Here is a 23,568-nt window from a genome sequence, read left to right on the forward strand (position 1 = left end):
CATGGTAGGTAGGTTCGCCGCGAAGGTCGGCGTCGTGCTGATCGTCGCGTCGTTCTCGATCTCCTGTTCGCAGCAGGCACCGTTGGTCGTTCCTACAGGTGCGCCCACCGCCCCGGTCACGGCGGAGGCTCCGGTCCCCGAACCGGCTCCACCGTCGAATTTCGGCGGCTCGGAACCTGGTTCGCTGATCTCTGCGGAGCCGATCGAGGACATTGCCGTCGACATCACCGAACTCGGAGCGACGGCAACGCGTGTCGTCTATCGGTCCACGTCGGGAGTGACGGGGGAACCGACCGAGGTCTCGGGAACCGTCGTCGTTCCGGGGGGCACTGCACCCGAGGGCGGGTGGCCGATCGTGTCGTACGGCCACGGCACCACGGGTGTTCTCGAGGCGTGCGGGCCTTCTCGATATGCCAATTTGCTCGGCAGCGCGCCGATTGTCGCGGCTCTCGCTCTGAACGGTTTCGCGGTGGCGATGACCGACTATCAAGGTCTCGGCCTCTCGGGCTCCTATCACCCGTACCTGGACTCGAAGACGTTCGGCTACAACATGATCGACGCGGTGCGGGCCGCCAGGAACTTCATGCCGACGCTGAGTTCGCGGTGGTCTGCGTACGGCGTGTCGCTCGGCGGCATGGCTGCGTGGGCGGCGAGCGATCGCAACGGTGAATACGGCGGCGGTCTCGAACTGGTCGGCACCGCGGCGATGGTGCCCGTCTCGGACATGGCGGGACTGGCCGACGCGGCCGCGAACGAAACACTGACTCGGGCTCAGTACCCGTTGCTGATGTACGCGCTGCACGGCTTGGCCATCACCCATCCGGAGATGAACCTGGACGACTATCGCTCTGGTCTCGCACGGGATCGGTGGGACGACTTCATGGAGTGTGTGCCGCCGAAGTCGGACGACGTGCCCGAGCTCACGACTCGACTGCAGCCTGCGGACCTGAAGCCGGCAAGCATCGAGGCAACGGATCGGCTCCGCGGCTACCTGGCGGATATGGCTCTACCGCAACAACGTTCGACGACGCCGCTGCTGGTGATGTACGGCACCGAGGACGATCTGATTCTCGAACCCTGGACCGAGAAGGCGTTGAAACGTGCGTGCGACTCGGGCGACATCGTGGAATACGAACTGCATCAGGGTGAAGGGCACGGCAACCTCGACAGCGGTCGGTCGCTTCCGTGGGTCAAGAGCATGTTCGCCGGGCAGCGTCCCGTCAACACCTGCGAGCTGAACCGGTGATCGCCCCCGCTGGCGTACCGACGCTGAAGGACTACGGCCGCATGCTGTTTGCGGGCTGGGCGCTGATTTTGGCTGCGGCCGTTCTGTCGACGGGTGCGGCGTGGCTGGCGACATATTTCGTCGAGCCGTCATACACCGCCTCGTCCAGGGTGTTCGTCACCGCGCCCGGTCCTACCTCGCCCAAAGCGTCGGCGGAAGGAAACCGGTCTTCCCTGGTTCGTGTCGAATCCTATGTCGAGCTGGCCACCGGCGAGCAGGTGCTGCGCCGTGTCATAGTTTCCGAGGGGCTGACCGTGGAGCCGGCAGTACTGAAGAAGGACATCACGGTGTTGCCGAGTCCGGGTTCGGCGTTGATCGGCATCTCGGTCGTGAACGCCGACGCCGAGCAGGCCCGAGACATCGCCAATTCGGTTGCTGTACAGCTCATCAAGCTGGTGGGCGAGATCGATCTGGGAGCAAACGGAGTGGTCTCCGAGGTGACGCTGATCGACGCGGCCACCACACCGAGTTCCGCAACCACTCCTGTGCTGACCAGCAATTTGGTGCTGGGTGCGGGTATGGGTCTGCTTCTCGGCAGTGTGCTGGTACTCGCGCTCGGGATCGCGCGGGATTCGATCGACCACCGTGATCAGATCGAAGACATAGTCAAGCAGGGGGCAGGGGAGATTCGATGACGAACGTACGGGCATCGCGGTTTCGTAGAGCCGGTGTTGCAGGCGCGCTCTCGATGCTGTTGGTGACGTCGGCCTGCGGGTCGGACGAGGCGGCGCCGGATCCGAAGTCTGCTGGGGTCGGTGCCACGTTGTCCGCCGACTACAGCGATACCGGACCGGGTTCGCTCGAGAGTGCAGAGCAGCTGCTCACCATCGACCGCCGAGTCAGCGGTATCTCCTCGATCGCGGCCAGAGTGGTCTACTCGTCGACCTCGGGGGTGGACGGCTCACCACAACGGGTGTCGGGCACCATTTTCGCTCCGCAGGGCACGCCGCCCGAGGGTGGGTGGCCGATCATCGCATACGGCCACGGCACCACCGGTGTACTCAACGATTGCGGGCCGTCCACCGATCCGGAACTGCTCGGAAGTTCGCAGATCGTCGCGGCGTTGGTGCGTACCGGGCACGTGGTAGCGGTGTCGGACTATCAGGGTCTCGGACTCGATGGCACCTATCACCCCTATCTCGATGCAGGGACCGTCGGCAACAATCTGATCGATTCGGTGCGTGCTGCGCGCAAGCTCGTTCCGAACGCGTCGGCGCGGTGGGCTGCTTTCGGAGGATCGCAGGGTGGTCAAGCTGCCTGGGCCGCAAACGAACTCGCCGGTCGTTACGGTAGTGGGCTCGAGATGGTCGGCTCGGTGAGTCTCGTGCCTGCCGCGGACATCGTCGGTCTGGCGGCAGCAGCCGCGAACGGTACGCTCACCGAAGACCAGAAGCCGTTGTTGCAGTGGGTTCTGGTGGGTCTGGCGAAGTCCCACCCGGAACTGAACCTCGACGATTATCGCCGGGGGATCGTCAAGGAGCGGTGGGACGAGCTGTCGGCGTGTGGCGGCGTCCTCGCCGCCGACCGAACATCGTTGGCTGCGCAGATCGGCGACGACGATCTGCGTCCAGCAACACCCGAGGCCACCGCGATCCTCGAGGGATACCTGCGTGAGATGAGCCTGCCGAAGTCGCCGGCGGCGGCTCCGATGTTGGTGATCTACGGCGGTCTGGACACGCTGATCTCTCAGCCGTGGACCGACGCGGCCATTTCAGCGGGATGCGCCAGTGGCGACTCCATTCAGTATGTACTTCAACCGAATTCCGGTCACGCAGACATAGACGGTGCTGCTGCGTTCGGATGGCTGGACGACCGGTTCGCCGGTACCGATGCCATCAACTTCTGCCCCGTTCCTGCGCCATGACCGTCAGAAGGCATCCATGACCGCCACACCAGACAGCACGGCAGCCGCCGCGACAGCACCCGTTACCCCCGCCGCCGGGGAGCCGAAGAGATCGGCCCGCATCATCGGCCTCGACGGACCACGTGGATTCGCGTGCCTGTGTGTGCTCGCGGTGCATGTCGGCGGCCACTATTCGCCGCAGACCGTGCTCACGTACAAACTCGGGCTGCTCGGCCAAGGGCTGATTTTCTTCTTCGCGCTGTCGGGTTTCCTCATCTTCCTGCCGATGGTACGAAAGTTGTTCGCGGGCAAGCCGATGCCGAACAACTTCAGCTACGCGATGCATCGCCTGCTGCGAGTTTTTCCCGCGTATCTGTTCATCTTCCTGTTCGCCAACTTCGTGATGCGTGCGGTCTTCGTCGAGAACGCGGCCGTCGCTGAACGACAATTCACCGACAACGGCCTCGGCATCCTCTCCGACCCACTGACGCTGCTGGCCAACCTGACGCTGCTGCACTCGTACATTCCGAGCATGCTCCAAACCGGCATCAATCCGTCGTGGTCGCTCTCGCTGGAGTTCGCGTTCTACATCGCGCTGCCGCTGTTGACCGGTATCGCATTCTTTCTCCGTAAGCGCACGTCTGTGCCGGCACCGCTACTGGCCATGATTCCCGTGGTAATCATGTTCGTCATCGGAACTACCGGAAAGTTGTACACCGCCTCGCTCGTCGGGCCATCGGGCATCACCGATCCCAAGTTGCTGGATTGGGGACCCAACCAGATCGCCGTGCTCAGTCGTAGCTTCTGGTCGCTGGCAGACAATTTCACGTACGGGATGCTCGCGGCCGTTGTGTTCGTCGCTATCGACAACGGCCTGCTCAGAGGCGCGATCGCGACCAGGATGCGGTGGTGGACGGGCATCGCGATGATCCCCACGGCGGCGATCTCGCTGAAGCTGATAGACGACAATTCGCGTTGGCAGAGCTCCACGGTGGCGTTCGGCTCGGCCCTGCTCATCCTGTTCATCATCGTTCCGTTGGCGCGGGGAGAGAGTTCGAAGCTCGCCGAACGCGCGGACTGGGCACCGCTCAGTTACGTGGGCATGATCTCGCTGAGTGTGTACCTCTGGCACTTCCCCGTCCTGATCATGGTGGGGCGTTTCGGATGGATGGCAGGGGACAGTCCGCTGGGGATGCTGCGCAATTTCGTTCTCGTGAGCGCGGTCAGTATTCTGTTCGGCTCACTCACTTACCGATTCATCGAGAAGCCCTCCCTGACGTACGCACGTAGTTTCAAGGCCAGCAAGTAATTTTATGCGCACTTCTCGTCGATTGATCGCAGCCTCGCTGCTGTTACCCCTTCTGGGAGGGTGCGCCGTTGTCGTGTCTATCGGTGCGGACGCCCAGCGAGCTGTGGCGGAGGCGGTCCGAGGGTCCGATCCCGAGCCCTTGGTGATCGAAGATCTGGGAACCGGCAGTGGGTCGATAGTCAGTGCCGAGACCATGCCCAATCTGCCGATACAAGTGCGGCTTTCGGGTGTGAACGCGGCGAAGGTGGTCTACCGCTCGGTCCAGCCCGGTGTAGGTGAGCGTGAGGTATCGGGGAGCGTCTTCACCCCGGAGGGAGATGCTCCCGACGGCGGCTGGCCCGTCATCTCCTACGCCCATGGCACCACGGGCATCGAGCAGGCGTGTGCGCCCTCGGAGTCCAGCTCGCTGCTCGGTGCGTCTGCGCTCGTACAGGGTTTCACCACAGCGGGATTCGCGGTGGCCATCACCGACTACGAGGGTCTGGGGCATCCCGGGAATCACGCCTATCTGGACAACATTGCGGCCGGTTACGACGTCATCGACGCAGTTCGGGCGCTGCGCATCGTCTTTCCGGATGTCGGTACGAGGTGGGCTGCCTTCGGTGGATCACAGGGCGGCGGCGCGGCCTGGGCCGCAAGCGAACTTGCAGGGTCCTATGCCCCGGAGTTGGATCTGGTGGGCGCAGCGGCGTTGGCACCCGCGGCGAACATGGTCGGTCTGGTGGACAAGGCCATCGCAGGAACGCTCACCACCGATCAGGGTCCGCTGATGCAATGGGTTCTGGAGTCGCTGTCGCGACGGGATCCGGCCCTGAATCTGGATGACTACCGCAGCGGTAACGCCGCCCAGGACTGGTCGGCACTCACCGGGTGCACTCCGGACAAGGCCGCCGCACGTGACGATGCGGTGAAGCGGCTCGGCGACAGGGACTTTGCGCCACGGTCGGACGAGGCCGCGGCAGTATTGCGTGACGCACTGACGGCAATGGCCGTGCCGAAGGCACCGGCGTCGGCTCCGATACTGGTTGCCTACGGTGATGCCGATACATTCATCGATGCGGCGTGGACTGATGCGGCACTCGCGCAGGCCTGCTCTCTGGGTGATGTCATCACCATCGATCGTCAGGTCGGACGGGGGCACGGGGACGTGAACGGGGACGCCGTCAACCAATGGATAGGGGAACGGTTCGCTGGCGTTCCTGCACAAAACAATTGCAGCTGAGTGGGGGATGGACATGGGGTTACGTCAGGATCTGACGGTACGGGCGAAAGATATCGTGAAACGACGCCTCGGACGCGGTGTTCCGGTGACTGCGATCGACGAGCCGTACCTGGTAGTCGCGGTGCTCGGGCAGTCCAATGCACACGGTGCAGGGCTGGGGTTGGACAGATCCGGTCTCGATGCTCCGCATCCGCGAGTGCATCAGTGGGCTGCGTCGGGTCGATCGAAGAACACGATTGTGGCGGGGAGCAACCCTCTGTTCCACGAGGTACCCTCCAAGGCTGTGGGCTTCGCCCCGACGTTCGCCGCGCACCTCGCCGATGCCACGGGTAGGCCCGTGTTGCTGGTTCCCTACGCGCGCGGTGACTCCGCGTTCGCGCGGGTCAACGGCATCTCCTGGGATCCGGACGACACCGGAGCGCGCATCAACCTGTTCCGGAATGCCCTGATGCGCATACGAACCGGACTTGCCACCAAGCCCGGCAACGTGTTGACGGCCGTACTGTGGCACCAGGGCGAAAGCGACGTTCCGCTGACACCGGGGCCGGTGTACGCCGAGAAGCTCGACAGGGTCATCGATGTGCTTCGCGAAGACTTCGGTGATGTTCCTGTCGTCATCGGGCAGATGGTGCCGGACGAGATCGCCTCGGGTCACCCCGACTACCCGATCATCGATGCCGTCCATGCCGACACGCCTCGGCGGCGACCGGGCGTGGTCTTCGTGCCGGGTCCGGCGGGGCTCTACAACAGTGAGACCGAGAAGATTCACTACAGCGCCGCAGGCCAGCGTGAGCTCGGACTAAGAATGTGGACCGCGTTCGATGGAATGTCGCCGACCATCGTCCATTCGATCGATTGAGATTCGGTGTCGATATGGACTAGGTTGTACGCGGGGTGGCAACGCTACGGACGCATTTCATTTACGCAGATAAAACATGTAACAGGCTGCGGCGCAACGTCGATCAATCTATCGTTGTATCGATCCGAGCTCTGTCGAGCGGGGAGTGTAGCTCGACGGATGGCATGGTTCGATCAAGCGCAAGCGTCACAGCTCTACGACAAGGCACGGTGCGGTGCCGATCGCGACAGTTCGGCCACATGAACGTACCGAGGGGACATCAGTGCCAGCCAGTAATGCGGAAACGCTGCAATCATCGGTGTCGCGACGCGACGCACGGAGGTCGCGTCGAGTGACCTCGCGGCGCGAATGGGAAACGCACTACACCGAGGGTTTACGGGTCACGGACACTGTCGTCGTGTTGGGTGCGGTGACCGTCGCACAGATAATTCGGTTCGGCGAGATCGACTTCACCGCAGTGTGGTCGGTTGCCAGCTATGTCGGAGTCTCCGGAGTTCTCGCCGTGCTGTGGCTCGCTTTCCTCGCGATCTTTCGGACTCGGTCGCCTCGGGTGATCGGCAACGGCTCCGAGGAGTATCGGCGCATCGTCTCGGCCACGTTCCGACTCTTCGGAGTCATCGCGATTCTCTCTTTGCTGTTCCGACTCGACATTGCTCGCCTCTACCTGGCCATCGCGCTTCCGGTCGGCCTGATCGGATTGCTGCTGAGCCGCTGGATCTGGCGAAACATCGTCGCACGCAAGCGCGCTCGCGGTGGATATCAGACGTCGGTGTTGATCGTGGGTAGCCGAAGCTCGGCACTCGCCATGGCTAAGTCCTTCGAAAGATCACCGGGCGCGGGTTACAGCGTTGTCGGTATCTGTCTGCCCAACTACGAACCCGGCAACGACTCTTCGTTCACCATCGAGGGTGTCGAGATCCCGGTGCTCGGTGACGAGCACAGCGTTGTGGAGGCAATCGAGGCGTCGGGTGCGGATACTGTCGCTGTGACGGCTACCGAGCACATCGGCCACCACGGTCTACGCAAGATGGTGTGGGACCTGGAGAAGAAGAAGGTAGATCTCGTCGTTTCGCCGGGTGTGGTCGATGTTGCGGGTCCTCGGCTGGTCATGCGGCCGGTGGCGAACTTCCCGCTGATCCACGTGGAGAAGCCGCAGTACAACGGCGCGAAACGGTTCGGCAAAACGGCGTTCGACTTCGTTTTCGCCGCGTGCATCTTGCTGCTCATCGCACCGATCCTGATCACGCTCGCCGTCCTGATCAAGTGCACCAGCAAAGGCTCGATCTTCTATCTTTCGGAGCGAATGGGTATCGACGGCAAACCCTTCCAGATGATCAAGTTCCGCAGCATGGTGCAGGACGCAGACACGCGAGTACAGGACCTGGTCGGTCTCAACGAGGGTGCAGGCGGAGTGTTGTTCAAGATGCGCGAAGATCCGCGAGTGACGCGGGTGGGCAAAGTGATGCGCAAACTAAGCCTCGACGAGCTCCCGCAGTTCGTCAACGTGCTCAAGCGTGAGATGAGTGTTGTGGGGCCCCGGCCGCCTCTGCGTCGCGAGGTGGAGACGTACGACGGTGAGGTGCGTAGGCGCTTGCTCGTCAAACCCGGAATAACGGGCTTGTGGCAGGTGAGCGGCCGATCCGACCTTTCATGGGAAGAAAGTGTGCGGCTCGACCTCTCGTACGTCGAGAACTGGTCGATGACAGGTGATTTGCTGATCATCGCCAAGACGGCCGTCGCAGTCCTCAAGAGTGAGGGCGCGTACTGAGTCGACGAGTGGAGGCTCCTCCTTGACATGCGAACGGTCGGTATTTTCCGTATTGTCTTCGCCAGTCTCCCTTCTCGAAGAACGGACAACCGGTGACCATGACGCAGAATTCTTTTCATGACTACTTGGCAGATCGTGTAGACGAGATCGCTCGCGTTCACCTGAACCGTTCGACTTCGCTGCATGCGGTCATTTCGGACAGTGTGAATGCGTACACATCGGCATTCGCCGAATATCACGGCACCGAGACCCCGTTGGATCTGTTGCAACCCGAGCTGCGTAGCGAGTTGAGCGGATTCATTCACCAATGTGCCGAGGCAGTCGAAGAGCCGGAGAATCCACAGTTTCCTGTTCGCCGCTGAGTCACCTGTCGTTCATGAGTATTCGCCACGGAGCTGTGACGAATGTCCCACGGGTGACGACGCAGACGGCTGTGTGATTGTATTCGGACTGAGTCGAACAGAGCATTCGGTCTGTCCGATACGCAACGATCTACAACACAGTCTTCGATACAAAGATGGGGATCTCCAGCATGCGAATAACTGTTTTCGGTACCGGTTATCTCGGTGCTACCCATGCAGCGTGCATGGCCGAACTGGGCCATGAGGTACTCGGCGTCGACGTCGATCCAGCAAAGCTCGCCAAGCTCGAAGCCGGTGAGGTTCCGTTCTGGGAGCCCGGCCTCGAGGAGGTGCTGCAGCGCAATATCGCGGCCGGACGTCTGCGCTTCACTGCGTCTTACCAGGAAGCTGCCGATTTTGCGGAGGTCCATTTTCTCGGTGTCGGTACCCCCCAGAAAAAGGGGGAGTTCGCGGCCGACATGAAGTTCGTCGACTCGGTCATCGAGACGCTCGCGCCGTTGCTGACCAAGCCGGCCGTCATCTTCGGTAAGTCGACCGTCCCGGTGGGGACAGCGGAGCGGCTGGGCCGCATGGCCCGTGAACTCGCGCCCGCCGGTGACGGCGTCGAGGTTGCCTGGAACCCGGAGTTTTTGCGAGAGGGCTTTGCCGTCAAGGACACGTTGCACCCGGACCGTCTCGTATTGGGTGTGGACCGTGACCGGACGGGGCGTGCCGAGGAATTGGCGCGCGAGGTGTACGCCCAATTGTTGGACGAGAAGATCCCGTTTCTGGTGACCGACCTGGCCACTGCCGAGCTGGTCAAAGCATCGGCCAATGCGTTTCTCGCAACCAAGATTTCCTTCATCAACGCGATCGCGGAGGTGTGCGAGGCTGCCGGTGCCGACGTCACCGTGCTTGCGGACGCTATCGGCCACGACGAGCGCATCGGCCGCAAGTTCCTCAATGCCGGCATCGGCTTCGGCGGTGGGTGCCTGCCCAAGGACATCCGGGCCTTCATGGCCAGGGCAGGGGAGCTCGGCGCCGATCAGGCGCTGACGTTCCTGCGGGAGGTGGACAACATCAACATGCGACGCCGTACCCGCATGGTCGAGTTGGCGCGCGAGGCCTGTGGCTCGCTCCTCGGGGCCAGAGTGGCTGTGTTGGGGGCGGCCTTCAAGCCGGATTCGGACGACGTCCGTGATTCGCCTGCGTTGAATGTGGCCGGGCAGATTCAGCTGCAGGGCGCTGCGGTGAACGTGTTCGACCCCAAGGCGATGGAGAACTCCCGAGCGCTGTTTCCCACTCTCACCTACTGCAACTCTGCGCTGGACGCGTGCCAGGGGGCAGACGTGGTGCTGGTGCTGACGGAGTGGAAAGAGTTCAAGGCGCTCACACCGAAAGATATCGAACCCGTCGTGCGGGCGAAGTCGATAATCGACGGGCGCAACTGTCTGGATCCTGCGATGTGGCGCGCGAGCGGATGGACATACCGGGGACTTGGGCGACCTTGATTCGACGATATTGTTCGTGACCTAATCGAACGATATCGGTCTTCGGATGGCTTTAGATTGTTTGAATGATTTTCCCCGGGCGCAAATGTTTCCTATTTGTTTCGTCCGCCTCACGGAGATTTGTGACGAGTCCCAAGGCGCAACGGATATCGGCGGGTCCAACACCGAAGATTCTATGACGCTCGATGTGATCGGTAACGTTTCCTCCGCTCGAGTCGACCAAGTGTTATAGGCCCAAGCCCTTTTAGCTGGAGATTTGTCAGCGACGGAATGGTCAGTGAGATGGGCAACTGAGCGAGTGATGTGCGAGAAATCGTGCGAAGATCGTGGGGGCTCGAAGATTCCATTCCGAGCTGGTCGGTCGACGTCGACGTCGACGTCGACCACGACTCGTTCAGGTCGATTCGGCGATGCGCTTCGGTGGGTGAAGCCGACAGGTGAAAGAGGACGATCGGTGACAGCTCTCGAAACAACACTCGCAAAGTCGGGGACCGGACGGTCGGGACGCTCTGCGTGGCGCACCCGTCGCCCGACCTCGCGTCGAATCTGGGAGCAGCAATACGTAGACCGCCTGCGATACACCGACGTCGTCGTTGTCGTGGCAGCGGTGGCTGTTGCGCAGTACATCCGATTCGGTGAAGTCGCGGTCGGCACGGGTTCCACGATGGGGCACTTCGGAATGTCTGTCGCTCTGGCCGCGATCTGGATCGGCTTTCTCGCGATCTTCCGCACCCGCTCGCCGCGGGTGATCGGAACGGGAGCCGAGGAGTATCGCCGAATAGTGTCGGCCACCTTCCGTCTCTTCGGTGTCATCGCCATCGTGTCTCTTCTTGCGCGCGTGGATATCGCCCGGCTGTACCTCGCGATTGCGCTTCCGGTCGGTCTACTCGGCTTGCTTCTGAACAGGTGGCTCTGGCGAAGAAGCGTGTCGCACAAACGAAGCAGGGGCATGTATCAAACGTCGGTGCTGATCGTCGGCAGTCGAGATGCAGCGGTGTCCATGGCCAAGCAGTTCGAGCGTGCTCCCGAAGCCGGGTACACCGTGGTCGGACTCTGTCTTCCCGGTTACGCGCCGGAGGACGAAGCCACGCTCACAATCGAAGGCTCCCATATCCCGATTCTCGGCGACGAGACATCCGTGGTCGACGCCATCGAGACGTCCGGCGCGGATACTGTCGCGGTAACGGCAACAGAACATCTGGGCAACAAGGGAATTCGCAAGATGATCTGGGATCTGGAGAAGAAAAACGTCGACCTTGTCGTGGCCCCTGGCGTCGTCGATGTCGCCGGTCCGCGGTTGGTGATGCGCCCAGTGGCCGGGTTCCCCCTGATTCACGTCGAGAAGCCGCAGTACAACGGTGCCACTCGCTTCAGTAAGACGGCGTTCGACCTGATGTTCGCGACGTCGGTGTTGGTTGTCATCGCGCCGGTTCTGCTAGTACTCGCCATACTGGTCAAGGCAACGAGCCGCGGACCGGTCTTCTACAAGTCCGAGCGCATGGGCATCGACGCAAAGCCGTTCCCCATGATCAAGTTTCGGAGCATGGTGCAGGACGCAGACAAGCGAGTCGATGCTTTGCTGGCTCAAAACGAGAGTGCCGGCGGGGTGTTGTTCAAGATGCGGGACGATCCCCGTATCACCGCGGTCGGAAGGGTGATGCGCAAATTCAGCCTCGACGAGTTGCCACAGTTCATCAACGTACTTCGGCGAGAGATGAGTGTTGTCGGTCCACGCCCGCCGCTACGTCGCGAGGTGGAGACTTACGACGGTGACGTTCGGCGACGACTTCTCGTCAAGCCCGGTATCACCGGTCTCTGGCAGGTGAGCGGCCGGTCGGATCTGTCCTGGGAAGAGACTGTGCGACTTGATCTTTCGTACGTCGAGAACTGGTCGATGGTCGGCGACATTCTGATCATTGCCAAGACGGTCAAGGCGGTCGCGGGCAGTGATGGGGCTTACTGAGGCCTTACGCCAGAGGCAACTGCTGTCGGGGGAACAAGCCAAAAGACGGAACCGAACCTGCACATGATGTTGCGCGGTATCGTTTTGTAGCTGTCGGAGTGATCGACTCCCAGCACCCCCGAAGGAGAACCGATGGGCCAGACTTTTGTCGTAGAGGCTTCGCGCGTGACGTGGACCAACAGTGGGGTCGAGATCGTTATCCTCGATCTCGAGGGTTCGCAATACTTCGCGTTGAACGAGTCCGGCTGCGAACTGTGGCCGCTATTGGTGGATGGCACGTCACGTGACGATATGATCGCCAAGCTGGTCGACGAGTACAAGATCTCCGAAGATGTTGCCGCGCACGATGTCGATGCGCTTCTGGACGGGCTTTTGGAACGCAATATCGTCAAGGTTGCCGATGGCTCGAGCTGATGTTGTAGGGACACGTCTGGCACCCCTGTCACCGATCGAGGTCGCGACGTCCAGGCCGATCGGTTTGGATCGATCCCGGCCTATCCTGGGAGAGGTTGCCGCGGCAACACCTCGCGCTGCTTTCCGTGACACTGTCCGGGCGGCACTGGAACACGGGCCGTGCATAGTCAGCTTCTCCGGCGGTCGAGACTCCTCGGCGGTTCTCGCGACCGCGGTCAGTGTCGCCCGAGCCGAGGGGCTTCCCTTGCCGATTCCGGCCACCTTGAATTTCCCCGGTATCGAGGAGTCACACGAGTCGGAGTGGCAGGACTTGGTGCTCGACCACCTCGGCGTCACCGACCGTCTGCAGTACTCCTTGTCCACCGAGATGGATGCGTTGGGTGAGTCGGCCCGAGAGTTGTTGACTGCCTTCGGTGTTGTGTGGCCGTTCAATACCCACTTGCACGGCGTCATCTGTAAGGATACCGCTGGAGGTACGTTGCTGACCGGTTTCGGAGGTGACGAGCTTGCGGCATCGTCATCGACTCGATGGGCCGCCAAAGCGCTGGCGAACCGTCGAACTCTCACGCCACGAAAAGTGATCTCCATCGCACACTTCGGGAGCCCACGCCCCCTCCGCTATCTCGCCGATCTGCCATCGAGCAGACCGGACCGCGAAGACTTCCCATGGCTCACCCGTAAAGGGTTGGCCCAGGCGACACATCAGTGGGCCGCCAACAGTTCGACGATCCCGATGGGGTGGGGGAAGGTGCTTCGGGAGTGGGTTCCTCGGTCGCGCTACTTCGAGATGGTCAAGCAGAGCATGGGCGATCTCGGATCGCTGCACGACGTGAACGTCAGGCACCCATTCGTCGAACCGTCTGTGCTGCAGGCCTTTGCCCACCACTCGCCGTTCGTCGGAATGCCCGGGCGTCGCGCCATCATGCAGCTGTTGGTGGGTGATCTGCTTCCGCCCGAGGTGGTCACCCGCACTTCGAAAGCTTCTTTCACACCGTCTTTGTGGAACGGTGAATCGCGCGAGTTCGCGCAAGAGTGGGACGGCACCGGCCTGGATGAATCCCTGGTTCGGCCGGACATCGTCAAGCGTGAGTGGCTCGGTTCCGATCCGACTGTGCACAGCTTGTCGCTGCTGCAGCAGGCGTGGTTGCACTCGCACAAGATCGGAGCCGTGGTCTGAGAATGGCAGAATCCTTTGCCAGCGAGGCTTTTCGGTCTACGAAGTTCGCCCTTGGACTGGCGTTTCGGGCCGATCCGCGGCGCACTGTCAGTACCGGGTTCTTTCAAATCGTCGGCGCACTCGCCGCCATCGGAACAGTTGTGATCGGCAAGGTGTTGCTCGAGCGCATCCTCGATGACGGTGCCACCTCCCCCCAGCAGCTGCTGTGGCCACTGCTGGGTTTGGCTTTGGTCACGGCCGTCACCGGCAGTATTGCTGTGATCAGGGGACAGCAGGAGAGACTCTTAGGCGAGCGGGTCAGCCAATTGGTGTGGAACAAGGTGCTCGACGTGGTCACGAATGTCGACTTGATGACCTACGAGCAGCCGGGCTTCATCACCGAGTACGCGAATGTCGAGCGCGGCGGTATGACGCGTCCGCTTCCGATGACCAAGAGCGTGTTCGGTCTCATCGGTGCCGGCTTGGGTGTGTCAGCGATGTTGATCGCGCTCATGAGCATCGCACCAGTGCTGGCACCGATTCTTTTCCTTGGGGCAGTACCTGCAGTCATCGTCTCTCGCTTGGCCTCTCGCTCCGAGTTCGCGTTCTCCCGGCGACTCACTCCCGCATTCATGCGTCGTGAATATCTTCGTCGGGTTCTGACACATCGGGAGTACGCGGCCGAGATCCGGTCCTTCGGTGCCGCCCCCAACCTCCGATCACGACATTCGGCGCTCGACGCCGTCGTGGGTAACGGTCTGAAAGGGCAGGTTGCGAGCAGAACCAAGCTGGCGCTGGTGCAGACGGCGGGCTCGGCGCTGAGCTTGGTTGCCGTCCTGTTGGTGATCGTCTACATGCTCGACCGAGGGCTCCTGACCCTGCCGCAGGCCGGAGCGGCAGCCATCGCCGTGAGGATTCTCGGATCCCAGCTCAGTTCGGTCTACAGCTCGTTCAGCGCCCTGACAGAGTCGGCCCCATTCGTGTCGGATCTCAACCGATTCCTCCGCAAACGTACTTCGCCGGCGGGGAGGGCCGAGCCCATGACCCTCCAACATCGTCTGACGCTGTCCGATGTGCAATTCCGCTATCCGGGACGGGACGATGCTGCCCTTGCCGACATCGACATGTTCATCGACCGCGGCGAGGTAGTGGCTCTGGTGGGCGAGAACGGTTCGGGCAAAACGACTCTGGCCAATATCGTCGCAGGCTTGTACGAGCCGGATTCCGGTGAGGTCAGATGGGACGAGGTGCCCCTCGAGCGCGAGCGTGTTCGAGCGAGCGTCACCATGGTGTTCCAGGATTTCGCCCAGTTTTCGTTGAGTGTTACCGACAACATCGATGTGGCAGGGCAGTCGAGCGCCGATCCCGGGCGCGTCCATACTGCCGCGTTCGATGCTCAGTTGACGGACACCATTGCGTCACTGCCATCGGGCTTCGACACCATGCTGGGCCGAGATCTCGATGAGGGGCTCGATCTTTCGGGTGGACAGTGGCAGCGCATGGCACTGGCGCGCGCACTGTTGAAGAACTCCTCGCTGATCGTCCTCGACGAGCCGAGCGCAGCGTTGGATCCCCGGGCGGAGAACGAGCTGTTCAACGACGTCCGCCGCGTGCTTAATGGAAGGGCCGCATTGTTGATCTCTCACCGTTACTCCAATGTCAAACACGCCGACCGTATCTACGTTCTCGACGGGGGCCGTGTCGTGGAATGTGGCAGCCATCGTGAGCTGATGCGCCTCGGCGGTAAGTATGCGGATCTGTTCACGCTGCAGTCCACTGCCTATTCGATGGAGACTGTCGATGACTGAACTTGGTGCATACGGATTGAAGTTGCCGGGCATCCCTGGGCAGAACCTGCTCAAGCCGGCACCGGACGACTGGATTCCCTGGTCGTTCGAGATCGATGCCGACCCAGTGATCAAACGTCCACCACAACAAGTCTCGGTCGACTCTGCAACGTTGTACACCCAGCCTCGCGGTTACGTTCATATAGATCGAGTGTTGTCTCGAACAACGGTGGTGCAGGGAAAGATTCCTGTCCGAGACGCCTACGTCCACCCGTTGCTCGCGTCGACAGCGCTGATGGTCGCAGAGTGGAACCAACGTTTGGTGTTTCACGGCGGTGTCTTTCTCGACTCTGCCGGGTACGCCTGGGGAGTGCTGGGGGAGCGTGAGCACGGCAAGAGTTCGTTCCTGGGCTGGTGTGTGTCGAACGGTATCGAGGTGTTCTCCGATGACTTGGTCGTGACCGACGGGCATCGAGTACTCGCTGGGCCGCGATGCATCGACCTGAGGCAAGGTGCCGCGGAGCATTTCGGTATCGGTGTCGATATCGGGGTTGTGGGAACGCGTCGGCGCTGGCGTGTTCCGCTCAGCGACGGCGGGACGACAGCTCCACTGGGTGGGTGGATTGCGTTGAAGTGGGGCGATACTTCGGTCCGATCGATGACGGCGCAGGAACGAGTGGCCACGCTCGTGTCCAACCGTGGAATCAGCGTGGCGCAGAATCATCAGGTGCCGTGGCTCAATTCGATCTCGGCACCCGCGTTCGAGTTCAGGCGACCCAAGGATTGGGGACACGTTGATGAGGCCATGCAGTCGCTCATGCGCTCGGTCGAGAGGTTCCGAACGAAGGCTGGATCCACGGCGGTACGTTAGTTTTGCTCACTAGTTTCGGGACATACGGTTGTAACACAACGGGCTGGGGTCGAACCGAACCGAAAGTTAGTATTTGCTAGTCGGAACCGGCACAAACCAAAGGAAAAGCAAAATGGCACAGTACTCCGCACCTCAGATCTCAGATTTGGGATCGCTCTCCGCAATGACGCTGCAGGGCGGCTCGGGAACGTTCGACAAGTCGGGTGGCGGCTCTGACGTCCTCTCCACCCTGACCGGCCTGACCGGTAACATCACGGTCTCCGTCGACTCGTAATACGAAGCAGAAAGTCCGGCATCATTTGTGCCGGGCTTTCTGCTGCTTCCGGGAGATGTGTTGGGAACACTCACGTTCAAGGAATACCAAGCAATTCCACGCCTACCCAGGTTGAGTGTGCAGGTGATACGAGCTGCACTGTGGGCGGCGAAGGCTTGCCGCGAGACACGCAAGGCTCTGCCGGCATCAGGCGTGAATACCGAGGTGCGAGCGCCGGCGTCACTGCCAGCCGGAAGCCGTCGCGGGGTAGACGCCGTCTTGCGTCGATTGAGCCCCACTTGTTTGGAGCGTTCGCTCGTCAAACAGCGGTGGCTGGCATCTCACGGTGTCGATGCCGAAGTGATCATTGGAGTCCGCAAAGAGAGCTCCGATTTCAAAGCGCATGCGTGGCTGGATCACGAGACCAACAAGAAGCTGCTTGCCCAGTACTCGATCATCCATCGGCTGCCGGCTCCGCTACCGTCGGACCACTCGAACCGCAGGTGATACAGCCAGTCCGGTTACCCGTGAGATGCGACCATGTCCAGCCACCGGCGGCGATCGGCCTCGGTTCCGCCTGGTAGATGCAGAATACTGCGATCGACCACGTGGCTGCGGCGGTTGGAGCCGGTGCGGACGAGCCGAAAAGCGTTGCGCATGAACTGCGCAGCGCTGTTTGTAGTTGTGGTTCGGGTTGCGCTGAACAACGCACGCCCCGTGTACGCATTCAGGTACTCGGACTCCGGCGGGGCGGCTTTGCACGCCAGTCGGCTCAGGGCAAGCCAGGGTTGGTGTACGTGGGTGATCGGCGCATCGCCATCGAGGAAGGCGGCCGTTCTCGACGCCATGACGGAGACGATCAGTTCTACGTTGTGCTCACGCATCCTGTGATCGACCTCTGCTCTCGATGCTTCGAGAGCATTTGCTGCACGGTGGAAGTCGTACATCCACTTGAGGCGATGCCCGCCGGACAGTATCGCGTGCGTCGCGAGAAAGATCATCGTGTCGATCGGGTCGAGGGTGGTCATTTCGACTCCGCCGAGCTTGGTCGAGATTGCGTGGTCGAATGTGCGGCGAATGTCGAGCGCGAACGTCGTGCGCGTAGCAGCGGAGGAGAAGAAGTGCCAGTGCAAGTCGATCACCGTCGAGCCCACTGCGAGGGTGATCTCGCCTTGATCGCGCTCGCTGATCAAGCTCCAATTTTGATCGATCAAGCGAGCGGGCCCGTCGAGGAGTGCCTCGAGTCCGCGCTCGAAATCTGCGGGGTGGATCAGTATGTCGATATCGGAGTACGCACGCGCACTGGGTACTTCGTACAGCGCCTCGGCAACGGCGGGGCCTTTGAATACCAGCCATCGCACATCAGCGGTCGTCAACACGTTCCTGACGAGGTTCAGCACGGCAAGATGTAGCAGGTGGTTGGCGGCGACGGGCCGAATAGACTCGGCAAGTCCGGCTGGAACGCTCGAGCCCTGAGCGTGCATGGTGTGTGCGATCACGGAGCCGAGTCCGGATCGGAGGGTGCACTCGACGAAGTTCGGCTCCAGAGCAGACGGCACCTCGGGGAGTTGCTGACCGGCAGTGCCTGCCCTCATGGTCTCGAGCAGCAAATCGCGTGCGGCGCGCTTGGACCGCGCCGGGGAAGTCATGGTCCGAGTAAACCAGGAGACAGGAAGGTGTGCGCTGTCATTGGGGTCTTTGGATCGAACGCGTGAGCTCCGGCCGTGGATGTTCCCAACGAGCGCCGGAGCTGGTTGGGTTTTAGGCTAACTTTCACTGAGGGTTGCCGACGCTGTGATGGTGCGGTGTCGTCGATCGGTCCGGGGCATGTGCGAGAGGTGTTGTGTGGTGGTTCGAGTGCTTCAGTCGTTCAATGAGCCGAAGGGCGACGACAATCCATTTCTGCAACTCACTGTGTCGAGCCTCCCGAACGACATCGAGTGCCTGTTCTTCTCGTGGCGCACTGCATTGCTCGGTCGATACGACGTCTTCCATGTGCACTGGGTGGATTCGCTGATCGCAGGCAGGAGCCGACTGCAGACTGCAACCAAGTGGGCCGCATTGTCGTTGTTGCTACTGAGACTTCGCCTGACCCGCACACCGGTGGTTCGGACGTTTCACAACAGATCGGTTCGCGGTGGCCGTGGACGCGCCGTGGAGAAGCTGCTGCGTGGCGCTCTGGACAACGTCACAGTCACGGTCATGCGAATGAACTCCGATCGCGACGGTATCGAGCACGCCCGGAGTGTTCGGATCCCGCACGGGCACTATCGTGATTGGTACTCGAAATTTTCTGTGCCTGAGAGTATTCAAGGCCGGGTCCTGAACTTCGGGTTGATCCGCGACTACAAAGGATTGGACCAACTGCTCCCATCCTTCGCGGGCATTTCCTCGGATGCAGCCTCCTTGCACGTGGTCGGAAAGATCCTGGACGCAGGACTGGGCAGGCAAATGACCGAACTCAGCGCCGAAGACCCTCGCTTCACCGTCATTGCTGGACATGCGTCGGAAGCGACATTGGCCAAGGAGATCGGCGAATGCGAGGTTGTGGTCTTGCCCTACGACGAGCTGTACAACTCGGGATGCTTGTTCCTGGCTCTGTCACTGAACAGACCTGTCGTGGTGCCCGAGGGTGTGTTCGCGACCGAGTTGCAGGCAGAGATAGGCGAGGGATGGATCTACACCTACCCTGGAGCCCTCGATGTCGAGAAGTTGGCCGATGCCATGAAGCAAGTTTCCTCGGATAAGCGGTCCGATGCACCGGATCTCAGCAGTAGAGAATGGAAGCTGATCGGCTCTGCGACGGCTGAAGTGTACAGGTCTGCTACGGCACTCTGAATCCAGGACTGGAGAACGAGTGTCAGTTCTTTCGATTTCTCAGTGCTGAAATGAGTGACTTGTCGAAGATGAACAAGGCAGAGAAGAATGCGACAGACGTTGTTGCGCCGATCAGAACCAAACTGATCAACGGTGCGAAGTGCGTTAGCGTCCGTGCTGCTATTCCTACGACGGCTGCAAATGCGGCAGCGGCCAAGATCCACACCTGGCTGTTCGCCAGCGATCGGACGGTTATACCGGCTAGTCGCATCGCCGGCCAGGTTGTAATTCCGAGATTGAGGTATCCACTGGCCAGGATTCCGACCGCCACCCCGACGTAGCCGAACTGCAATCCAATGACAATGGACACTACGCGTAGAGCGGCGGTAGCCAAGCCGAGTCTGAATTGCAGGCGAGTTGCTCCTAGAGCCAGGAATATAGGCGATGCGTTGCTGGAAAGAATGTAAGCAGGGGTTGCGATCATCAGGATTGTCAATGTGGTTGCCATCGGCAGCCATTCGTTTCCGTAGAGCACCTCGATAAGGTAGGGCGATGCAACAGCGGTGACTATCGCTACCCAAAATCCCACCGCTAGGCCGGCTTGGGAGCTCAGTAACCACCCACGCCGAAAGCGCTCTTTTTCTGTCTGCAAAGAACTCAATGCCGGAAACAATACCGTCGACAATACCCGATTCAAGTTCGTCACTGGCAACTGCATCAAGTTGTAGGCGCGCGAATAATAGCCTAGCGATACATCTCCCAGGAATTTGCCTACGAGCAGGTTGTCAATGTTCTTGCTCCAGTAATTTAGGATGTTAAAGGCCAGTACGTGCCCGGAGTAGCCCCACAGTGACTTGGTAGATTCCCAGGTCGGTCGCCGTCGGGGTCGCCAGGGGCACCATATTGCCGCTGCGATGCTCGAGATCGCGGTCGCAGTGATCGCGCCTATAGGGATTGCCTCGACCCCCATGCCGAGTAGAACAAGAACGACGCTGACGATTGCCGAGATAATCCCGTACATGAAATCAAGTGCCATCACCGCGCCGAAGTTCATCTTCCGTTGCAACAGGCTGCGCTGTACCAGGCTCAGCGATAGAACAAGGGTTAACGATGACAGCGGAAGGATGAATCGAAGATCCGGTGACTCGAAGAAGTCGGCGAGCCACGGGGACGCCGCGGTGATGGCAGACGCCAGCACAACGCCCGCAGCAGCGTTGAGAAGAAATGCGGTTGTCAACGTAGGTTCATCAAGCTTCTTTCGCTGGATTATGGCGGAGCCGATACCCATATCGTTGAAGATCGTGGCAAAGGCGGTCACCAACGTTGCCAGCGCGATCGTGCCGAATGCCGCCGGTCCCAACAACCGTGCAAGTATTGCAGCCGATACGAATTGCACTACAAGGCTGAGAATGCGAAACAGAGTCGTTTGGCGAACCCCTGCGCGGGCGGCACGTCCGAGGTCGTCCCTTGGCGGGTCCCATCGCTCCAAAGAGTGCGACGTCGTTGATTCGGTCACTGGGGCACATTCAGTCTCGCGAGTCGCTTCGCATGTTCGGTGGTTCGTTCCAGAACAGTCCGCGCTGTCGCATGGTCTTCGGCTAGCGCGTCGAATGCCTTGTCGAGCTCGTGTGCATCCAGCGTCTTCGGGTCCGTGAAGTGCTCAAGTTCCAGCATCCTGTAGAGCCCTTCCACCTTTCCCTGATAGGAGATAGACAACGATGGCGTACAGGCGGTAGCGGAGAGTATAGCGAGGTGCATGCGTCCTGTTAGGACGAAGTCGGCTTTGGATGCGATGCCAGCGACATGAGCAGGAGGGACTATGTGGTTGACGACGAACACTCGCGGGTCGAAGTCGAGCATCTCGTGCGCGATTGCCGCCAGCTTCTCGTCACTCTGGTCGCCGCGAGAATCATGGGGCAGAAGAATGAACGCAAAATTGTTGTCCAGCTTGCCCGCAATCAGTGGAACGAAAAGGCCGAGCTGGTCAAACTTGCCGGCCAGGGTGGAGCTCAGATTCACAATTGCGACAGTGCGTTTCGCTTGCCTCTGCTCGCGGAGCCACAGCTCAAGACCGTCCTGTTGCTCGATGGCCGCTGGATCTCCTTGCACAAGGAACGCCAAATCAGCAACCATGTGGACGTTGAGACCGCCATTGGCTCGCAACCGCTCCGCGGACAAAGGATCACGGGCATAGAGGGCGACCCGCTTCGACACTGCTCTCATCTTGCGAGTCACGTCCTCGGGTGGGCTCTCGTTCCACGAAAATCCTAGAACGCGTGCGTCGAGCCCGGCGAAGCTCAGGATGAAAGGGACTTGGAACCGCCGGATCGATGCGCGCCGGCTATAAGCCCCGTCCATCACGTCGGCACCCACGACGGAAACCGTGTCGCTCTTGATCGTCAGTATGAGGGTGCGCACCAAGTCTTTGAGGAAGTTGGGAAGGTTCCCATAAAGGAGCGACGGCATTTCGATGAAGCTGGATCCGTCTGGCTGGCGGGTGTTGCCGTTGGTGAGGACGGTTGCGTCGCGCATCAGAACAACAACGTTGCCTGAGACGTTGTTGGCAAAGGCCTCGAACATTGCTTGGTCGCCGACACTTCCAGAACCAGGTCCAACAACAAGGATGTGACATCTGGCTTCTGCAGGCCTGCGAGTGATGAGACGAACGGGACGGATGGCCAGTGCCAGTGCAATGCCGGCGACCAGTTCGAGAGCATCGCGAATCGAGTCGCGGTTGAGCGATGGCATTTAGAGGATCTCCAACTCGTGGTTGGTCAGTCGTTGCGAAGAACGCGGACAGATTCGGGGGCAATTTGTGGTCTGATCGCAATTAAAGTTGAAGTAGGTGTACCTGGCTTTAAATTTGGAGAGCCCGAAGTGTTCCGAACCCCGGTGCAAATTTATCACGCTTCGAGCTTCTGGCGTCTTTTGGCTAGGCCCCTTCGGTCGCGGATCAGGCACCATGTCAGCATGATTGCGAGTACTGGAATCGGATAGATTGCCATCAAAGCACCTTCCGGCTGGATCGGCTCAATAATTACAAGGATCGACAAGATCAGGTAGCAGTCTAAACTGCGCCGACCAATGGTTGCTGTCAACCCCAAAGGTCCCGGGTATTTGTTACATAGACTGCCGCACAAACGATACGTAACGAATGTAAACAGGAATGCCATTGCGATCGATCCGGGGCCTAGATTTGGCCGCCCGAAGATGTTGAACACGATCCCGTATAAGGGGCTATTGTCCAACATTCCTAAGCGAAAAGCTTGTCCAGAAAGAATCAGGACAAGTGAAATTGCGGCAGATAACAGCAGTGTTCGACGAGACCGCAAAAAATCCTGGATTTTTGACGACTGCCAATACCAACCGGCTAAGAGCGCCAAGAAGAATAATGTCTGCCAGGTGCCCCAGTTTATTGAGCCGTCGCCGCCTGCGCGGCGTGTGAAAGTAAAGGTGTCCCGGGAGACCTGTGCCAGGAAGTAGAGTAGCAAAGAAAGCGCTACCAGGACTCCCCATTGGCCGCGTTTCAGCAACCATATGGCACCTACCGAGAGCAGCAGCAGGATGGCGTAGAGAGATAGAATGGACGCATTTGGGGGGTTAATATTCAAAGTGAGCGTCCGCCAAATCGCCCCCCAAACTCCTGTGTCATCGATACTGGCAGACGCCGCGGCCCGCGACGGAAATAGGACAACCATGAAAAAAGCGAGTGCGCAAAGAAAGACGTGCGAAATGTAGACAAGTCTCGCGCGACGCAGGACCTTGAGTTGGCCGAATCTCAAGCCATTTCGATCTACGATTCCCCGGTACACCATACCCACGACTAGGCCGGACGGTAGCACAAAACCCATGGCGCCGGTGTACCAAACAGGAGCGTGCGTAATGTGCCACCCAATGCTTCCGCGCGCGACGTGATCGAAAGTCATGCTAACGATACACAGCGCACGCACCACGTCGATGGCCTGGTCTCGGCCGGGTCGCCGGACCGTAGCGGACTCAAGTGTCATTTCTAGATTGTCACGCATCGGCGGAGAATTGGCAGTGCAGCCGTCTCTCCCGGGAGGGGCAATCACTTGTATGAACCCGTTGTGGGACCAGCATGCCTGGCTTCTTGCCAAAGCAAACCTCCGGTCCAGGCTGCGGATTGAAGAAAATGCAGGCTGAATGCG

21 protein-coding genes are annotated in these 23,568 nt (G+C 60.4%); 17 read left to right on the forward strand and 4 right to left on the reverse strand.

Features of this window, described 5'->3' with window-relative positions; translation table 11 throughout:
- Window position 1: 1 nt before the first annotated feature.
- The 16 genes from QM797_RS05625 to QM797_RS26290 all read left to right on the forward strand — a co-directional run bounded on the left by QM797_RS05625 (window position 2) and on the right by QM797_RS26290 (window position 17,089).
- Entirely contained in the window at window positions 2–1,246 is a 1,245-nt protein-coding gene (locus tag QM797_RS05625) for an alpha/beta hydrolase family protein (RefSeq protein ID WP_283274182.1), read from the forward strand.
- A complete protein-coding gene (locus tag QM797_RS05630; protein WP_283274183.1) occupies window positions 1,243–1,920 on the forward strand; it encodes a YveK family protein in 678 nt (225 codons plus the stop codon). Before QM797_RS05625 ends, QM797_RS05630 begins: the two co-directional genes overlap by 4 nt.
- A complete protein-coding gene (locus QM797_RS05635; RefSeq protein ID WP_283274184.1) occupies window positions 1,917–3,149 on the forward strand; it encodes a lipase family protein in 1,233 nt (410 codons plus the stop codon). Before QM797_RS05630 ends, QM797_RS05635 begins: the two co-directional genes overlap by 4 nt.
- 16 nt (window positions 3,150–3,165) lie before the next feature.
- Window positions 3,166–4,437, forward strand: coding sequence for an acyltransferase family protein (locus tag QM797_RS05640; protein WP_283274185.1), 1,272 nt, complete (start codon window positions 3,166–3,168; stop codon window positions 4,435–4,437).
- Between the two features lie 73 nt (window positions 4,438–4,510).
- The gene (locus QM797_RS05645; RefSeq protein WP_283274187.1) at window positions 4,511–5,659 is read left to right on the forward strand and encodes a lipase family protein; all 1,149 of its coding nucleotides are present in this window, start codon (window positions 4,511–4,513) and stop codon (window positions 5,657–5,659) included.
- A 13-nt stretch (window positions 5,660–5,672) separates the two neighbouring features.
- Window positions 5,673–6,518, forward strand: a complete 846-nt coding sequence (locus QM797_RS05650) for a sialate O-acetylesterase (RefSeq protein WP_283274189.1) — start codon at window positions 5,673–5,675, stop codon at window positions 6,516–6,518.
- A gap of 286 nt (window positions 6,519–6,804) precedes the next feature.
- Window positions 6,805–8,286 (forward strand): sugar transferase, encoded by a 1,482-nt coding sequence (locus QM797_RS05655; protein WP_502942292.1) that lies wholly within the window; start codon window positions 6,805–6,807, stop codon window positions 8,284–8,286.
- Between the two features lie 125 nt (window positions 8,287–8,411).
- The gene (locus tag QM797_RS05660) at window positions 8,412–8,648 is read left to right on the forward strand and encodes a hypothetical protein (RefSeq protein WP_283274191.1); all 237 of its coding nucleotides are present in this window, start codon (window positions 8,412–8,414) and stop codon (window positions 8,646–8,648) included.
- 170 nt (window positions 8,649–8,818) lie between these two features.
- A complete protein-coding gene (locus QM797_RS05665) occupies window positions 8,819–10,138 on the forward strand; it encodes a UDP-glucose dehydrogenase family protein (protein ID WP_283274192.1) in 1,320 nt (439 codons plus the stop codon).
- A gap of 454 nt (window positions 10,139–10,592) precedes the next feature.
- Window positions 10,593–12,101 (forward strand): sugar transferase, encoded by a 1,509-nt coding sequence (locus tag QM797_RS05670; protein ID WP_502942268.1) that lies wholly within the window; start codon window positions 10,593–10,595, stop codon window positions 12,099–12,101.
- 132 nt (window positions 12,102–12,233) lie between these two features.
- Window positions 12,234–12,515: a PqqD family protein gene (locus QM797_RS05675; RefSeq protein ID WP_283274193.1), complete on the forward strand. Its 282-nt coding sequence runs from the start codon at window positions 12,234–12,236 to the stop codon at window positions 12,513–12,515.
- Window positions 12,502–13,692, forward strand: a complete 1,191-nt coding sequence (locus tag QM797_RS05680) for an asparagine synthase-related protein (protein ID WP_283274195.1) — start codon at window positions 12,502–12,504, stop codon at window positions 13,690–13,692. The genes QM797_RS05675 and QM797_RS05680 overlap by 14 nt, the downstream gene beginning before the upstream one ends.
- A gap of 2 nt (window positions 13,693–13,694) precedes the next feature.
- On the forward strand, window positions 13,695–15,479 hold the full coding sequence (locus QM797_RS05685) for an ABC transporter ATP-binding protein (RefSeq protein WP_283274196.1): 1,785 nt from the start codon (window positions 13,695–13,697) through the stop codon (window positions 15,477–15,479).
- The gene (locus QM797_RS05690; protein WP_283274197.1) at window positions 15,472–16,329 is read left to right on the forward strand and encodes a hypothetical protein; all 858 of its coding nucleotides are present in this window, start codon (window positions 15,472–15,474) and stop codon (window positions 16,327–16,329) included. Before QM797_RS05685 ends, QM797_RS05690 begins: the two co-directional genes overlap by 8 nt.
- A gap of 112 nt (window positions 16,330–16,441) precedes the next feature.
- Complete coding sequence (locus QM797_RS05695; RefSeq protein WP_283274198.1) at window positions 16,442–16,603, forward strand: hypothetical protein; 162 nt, start codon at window positions 16,442–16,444, stop codon at window positions 16,601–16,603.
- A gap of 192 nt (window positions 16,604–16,795) precedes the next feature.
- A complete protein-coding gene (locus tag QM797_RS26290) occupies window positions 16,796–17,089 on the forward strand; it encodes a lasso peptide biosynthesis B2 protein (protein WP_502942293.1) in 294 nt (97 codons plus the stop codon).
- A gap of 14 nt (window positions 17,090–17,103) precedes the next feature.
- Here QM797_RS26290 and QM797_RS05705 read toward each other — a convergent pair whose 3' ends face one another.
- Window positions 17,104–18,231: a nucleotidyltransferase family protein gene (locus QM797_RS05705; RefSeq protein WP_283274200.1), complete on the reverse strand. Its 1,128-nt coding sequence runs from the start codon at window positions 18,229–18,231 to the stop codon at window positions 17,104–17,106.
- Window positions 18,232–18,430: 199 nt separating this feature from the next.
- On the opposite strand from QM797_RS05705, the gene QM797_RS05710 reads away from it, so the two are divergent.
- Window positions 18,431–19,420, forward strand: a complete 990-nt coding sequence (locus tag QM797_RS05710) for a glycosyltransferase family protein (RefSeq protein WP_283274201.1) — start codon at window positions 18,431–18,433, stop codon at window positions 19,418–19,420.
- A gap of 22 nt (window positions 19,421–19,442) precedes the next feature.
- On the opposite strand, the gene QM797_RS05715 is transcribed toward QM797_RS05710, so the two are convergent.
- From QM797_RS05715 to opgC, 3 genes are all read right to left on the reverse strand, one after another.
- A complete protein-coding gene (locus QM797_RS05715; RefSeq protein WP_283274202.1) occupies window positions 19,443–20,915 on the reverse strand; it encodes a lipopolysaccharide biosynthesis protein in 1,473 nt (490 codons plus the stop codon).
- Window positions 20,912–22,147: a polysaccharide pyruvyl transferase family protein gene (locus tag QM797_RS05720; protein ID WP_283274204.1), complete on the reverse strand. Its 1,236-nt coding sequence runs from the start codon at window positions 22,145–22,147 to the stop codon at window positions 20,912–20,914. The genes QM797_RS05715 and QM797_RS05720 overlap by 4 nt, the downstream gene beginning before the upstream one ends.
- A 155-nt stretch (window positions 22,148–22,302) precedes the next feature.
- The gene (opgC, locus tag QM797_RS05725) at window positions 22,303–23,424 is read right to left on the reverse strand and encodes an OpgC domain-containing protein (RefSeq protein ID WP_283274205.1); all 1,122 of its coding nucleotides are present in this window, start codon (window positions 23,422–23,424) and stop codon (window positions 22,303–22,305) included.
- Window positions 23,425–23,568: the final 144 nt, after the last annotated feature.

This window comes from Rhodococcus sp. IEGM 1381, assembly GCF_030056795.1.
Classification (GTDB): Bacteria; Actinomycetota; Actinomycetes; order Mycobacteriales; family Mycobacteriaceae; genus Rhodococcoides.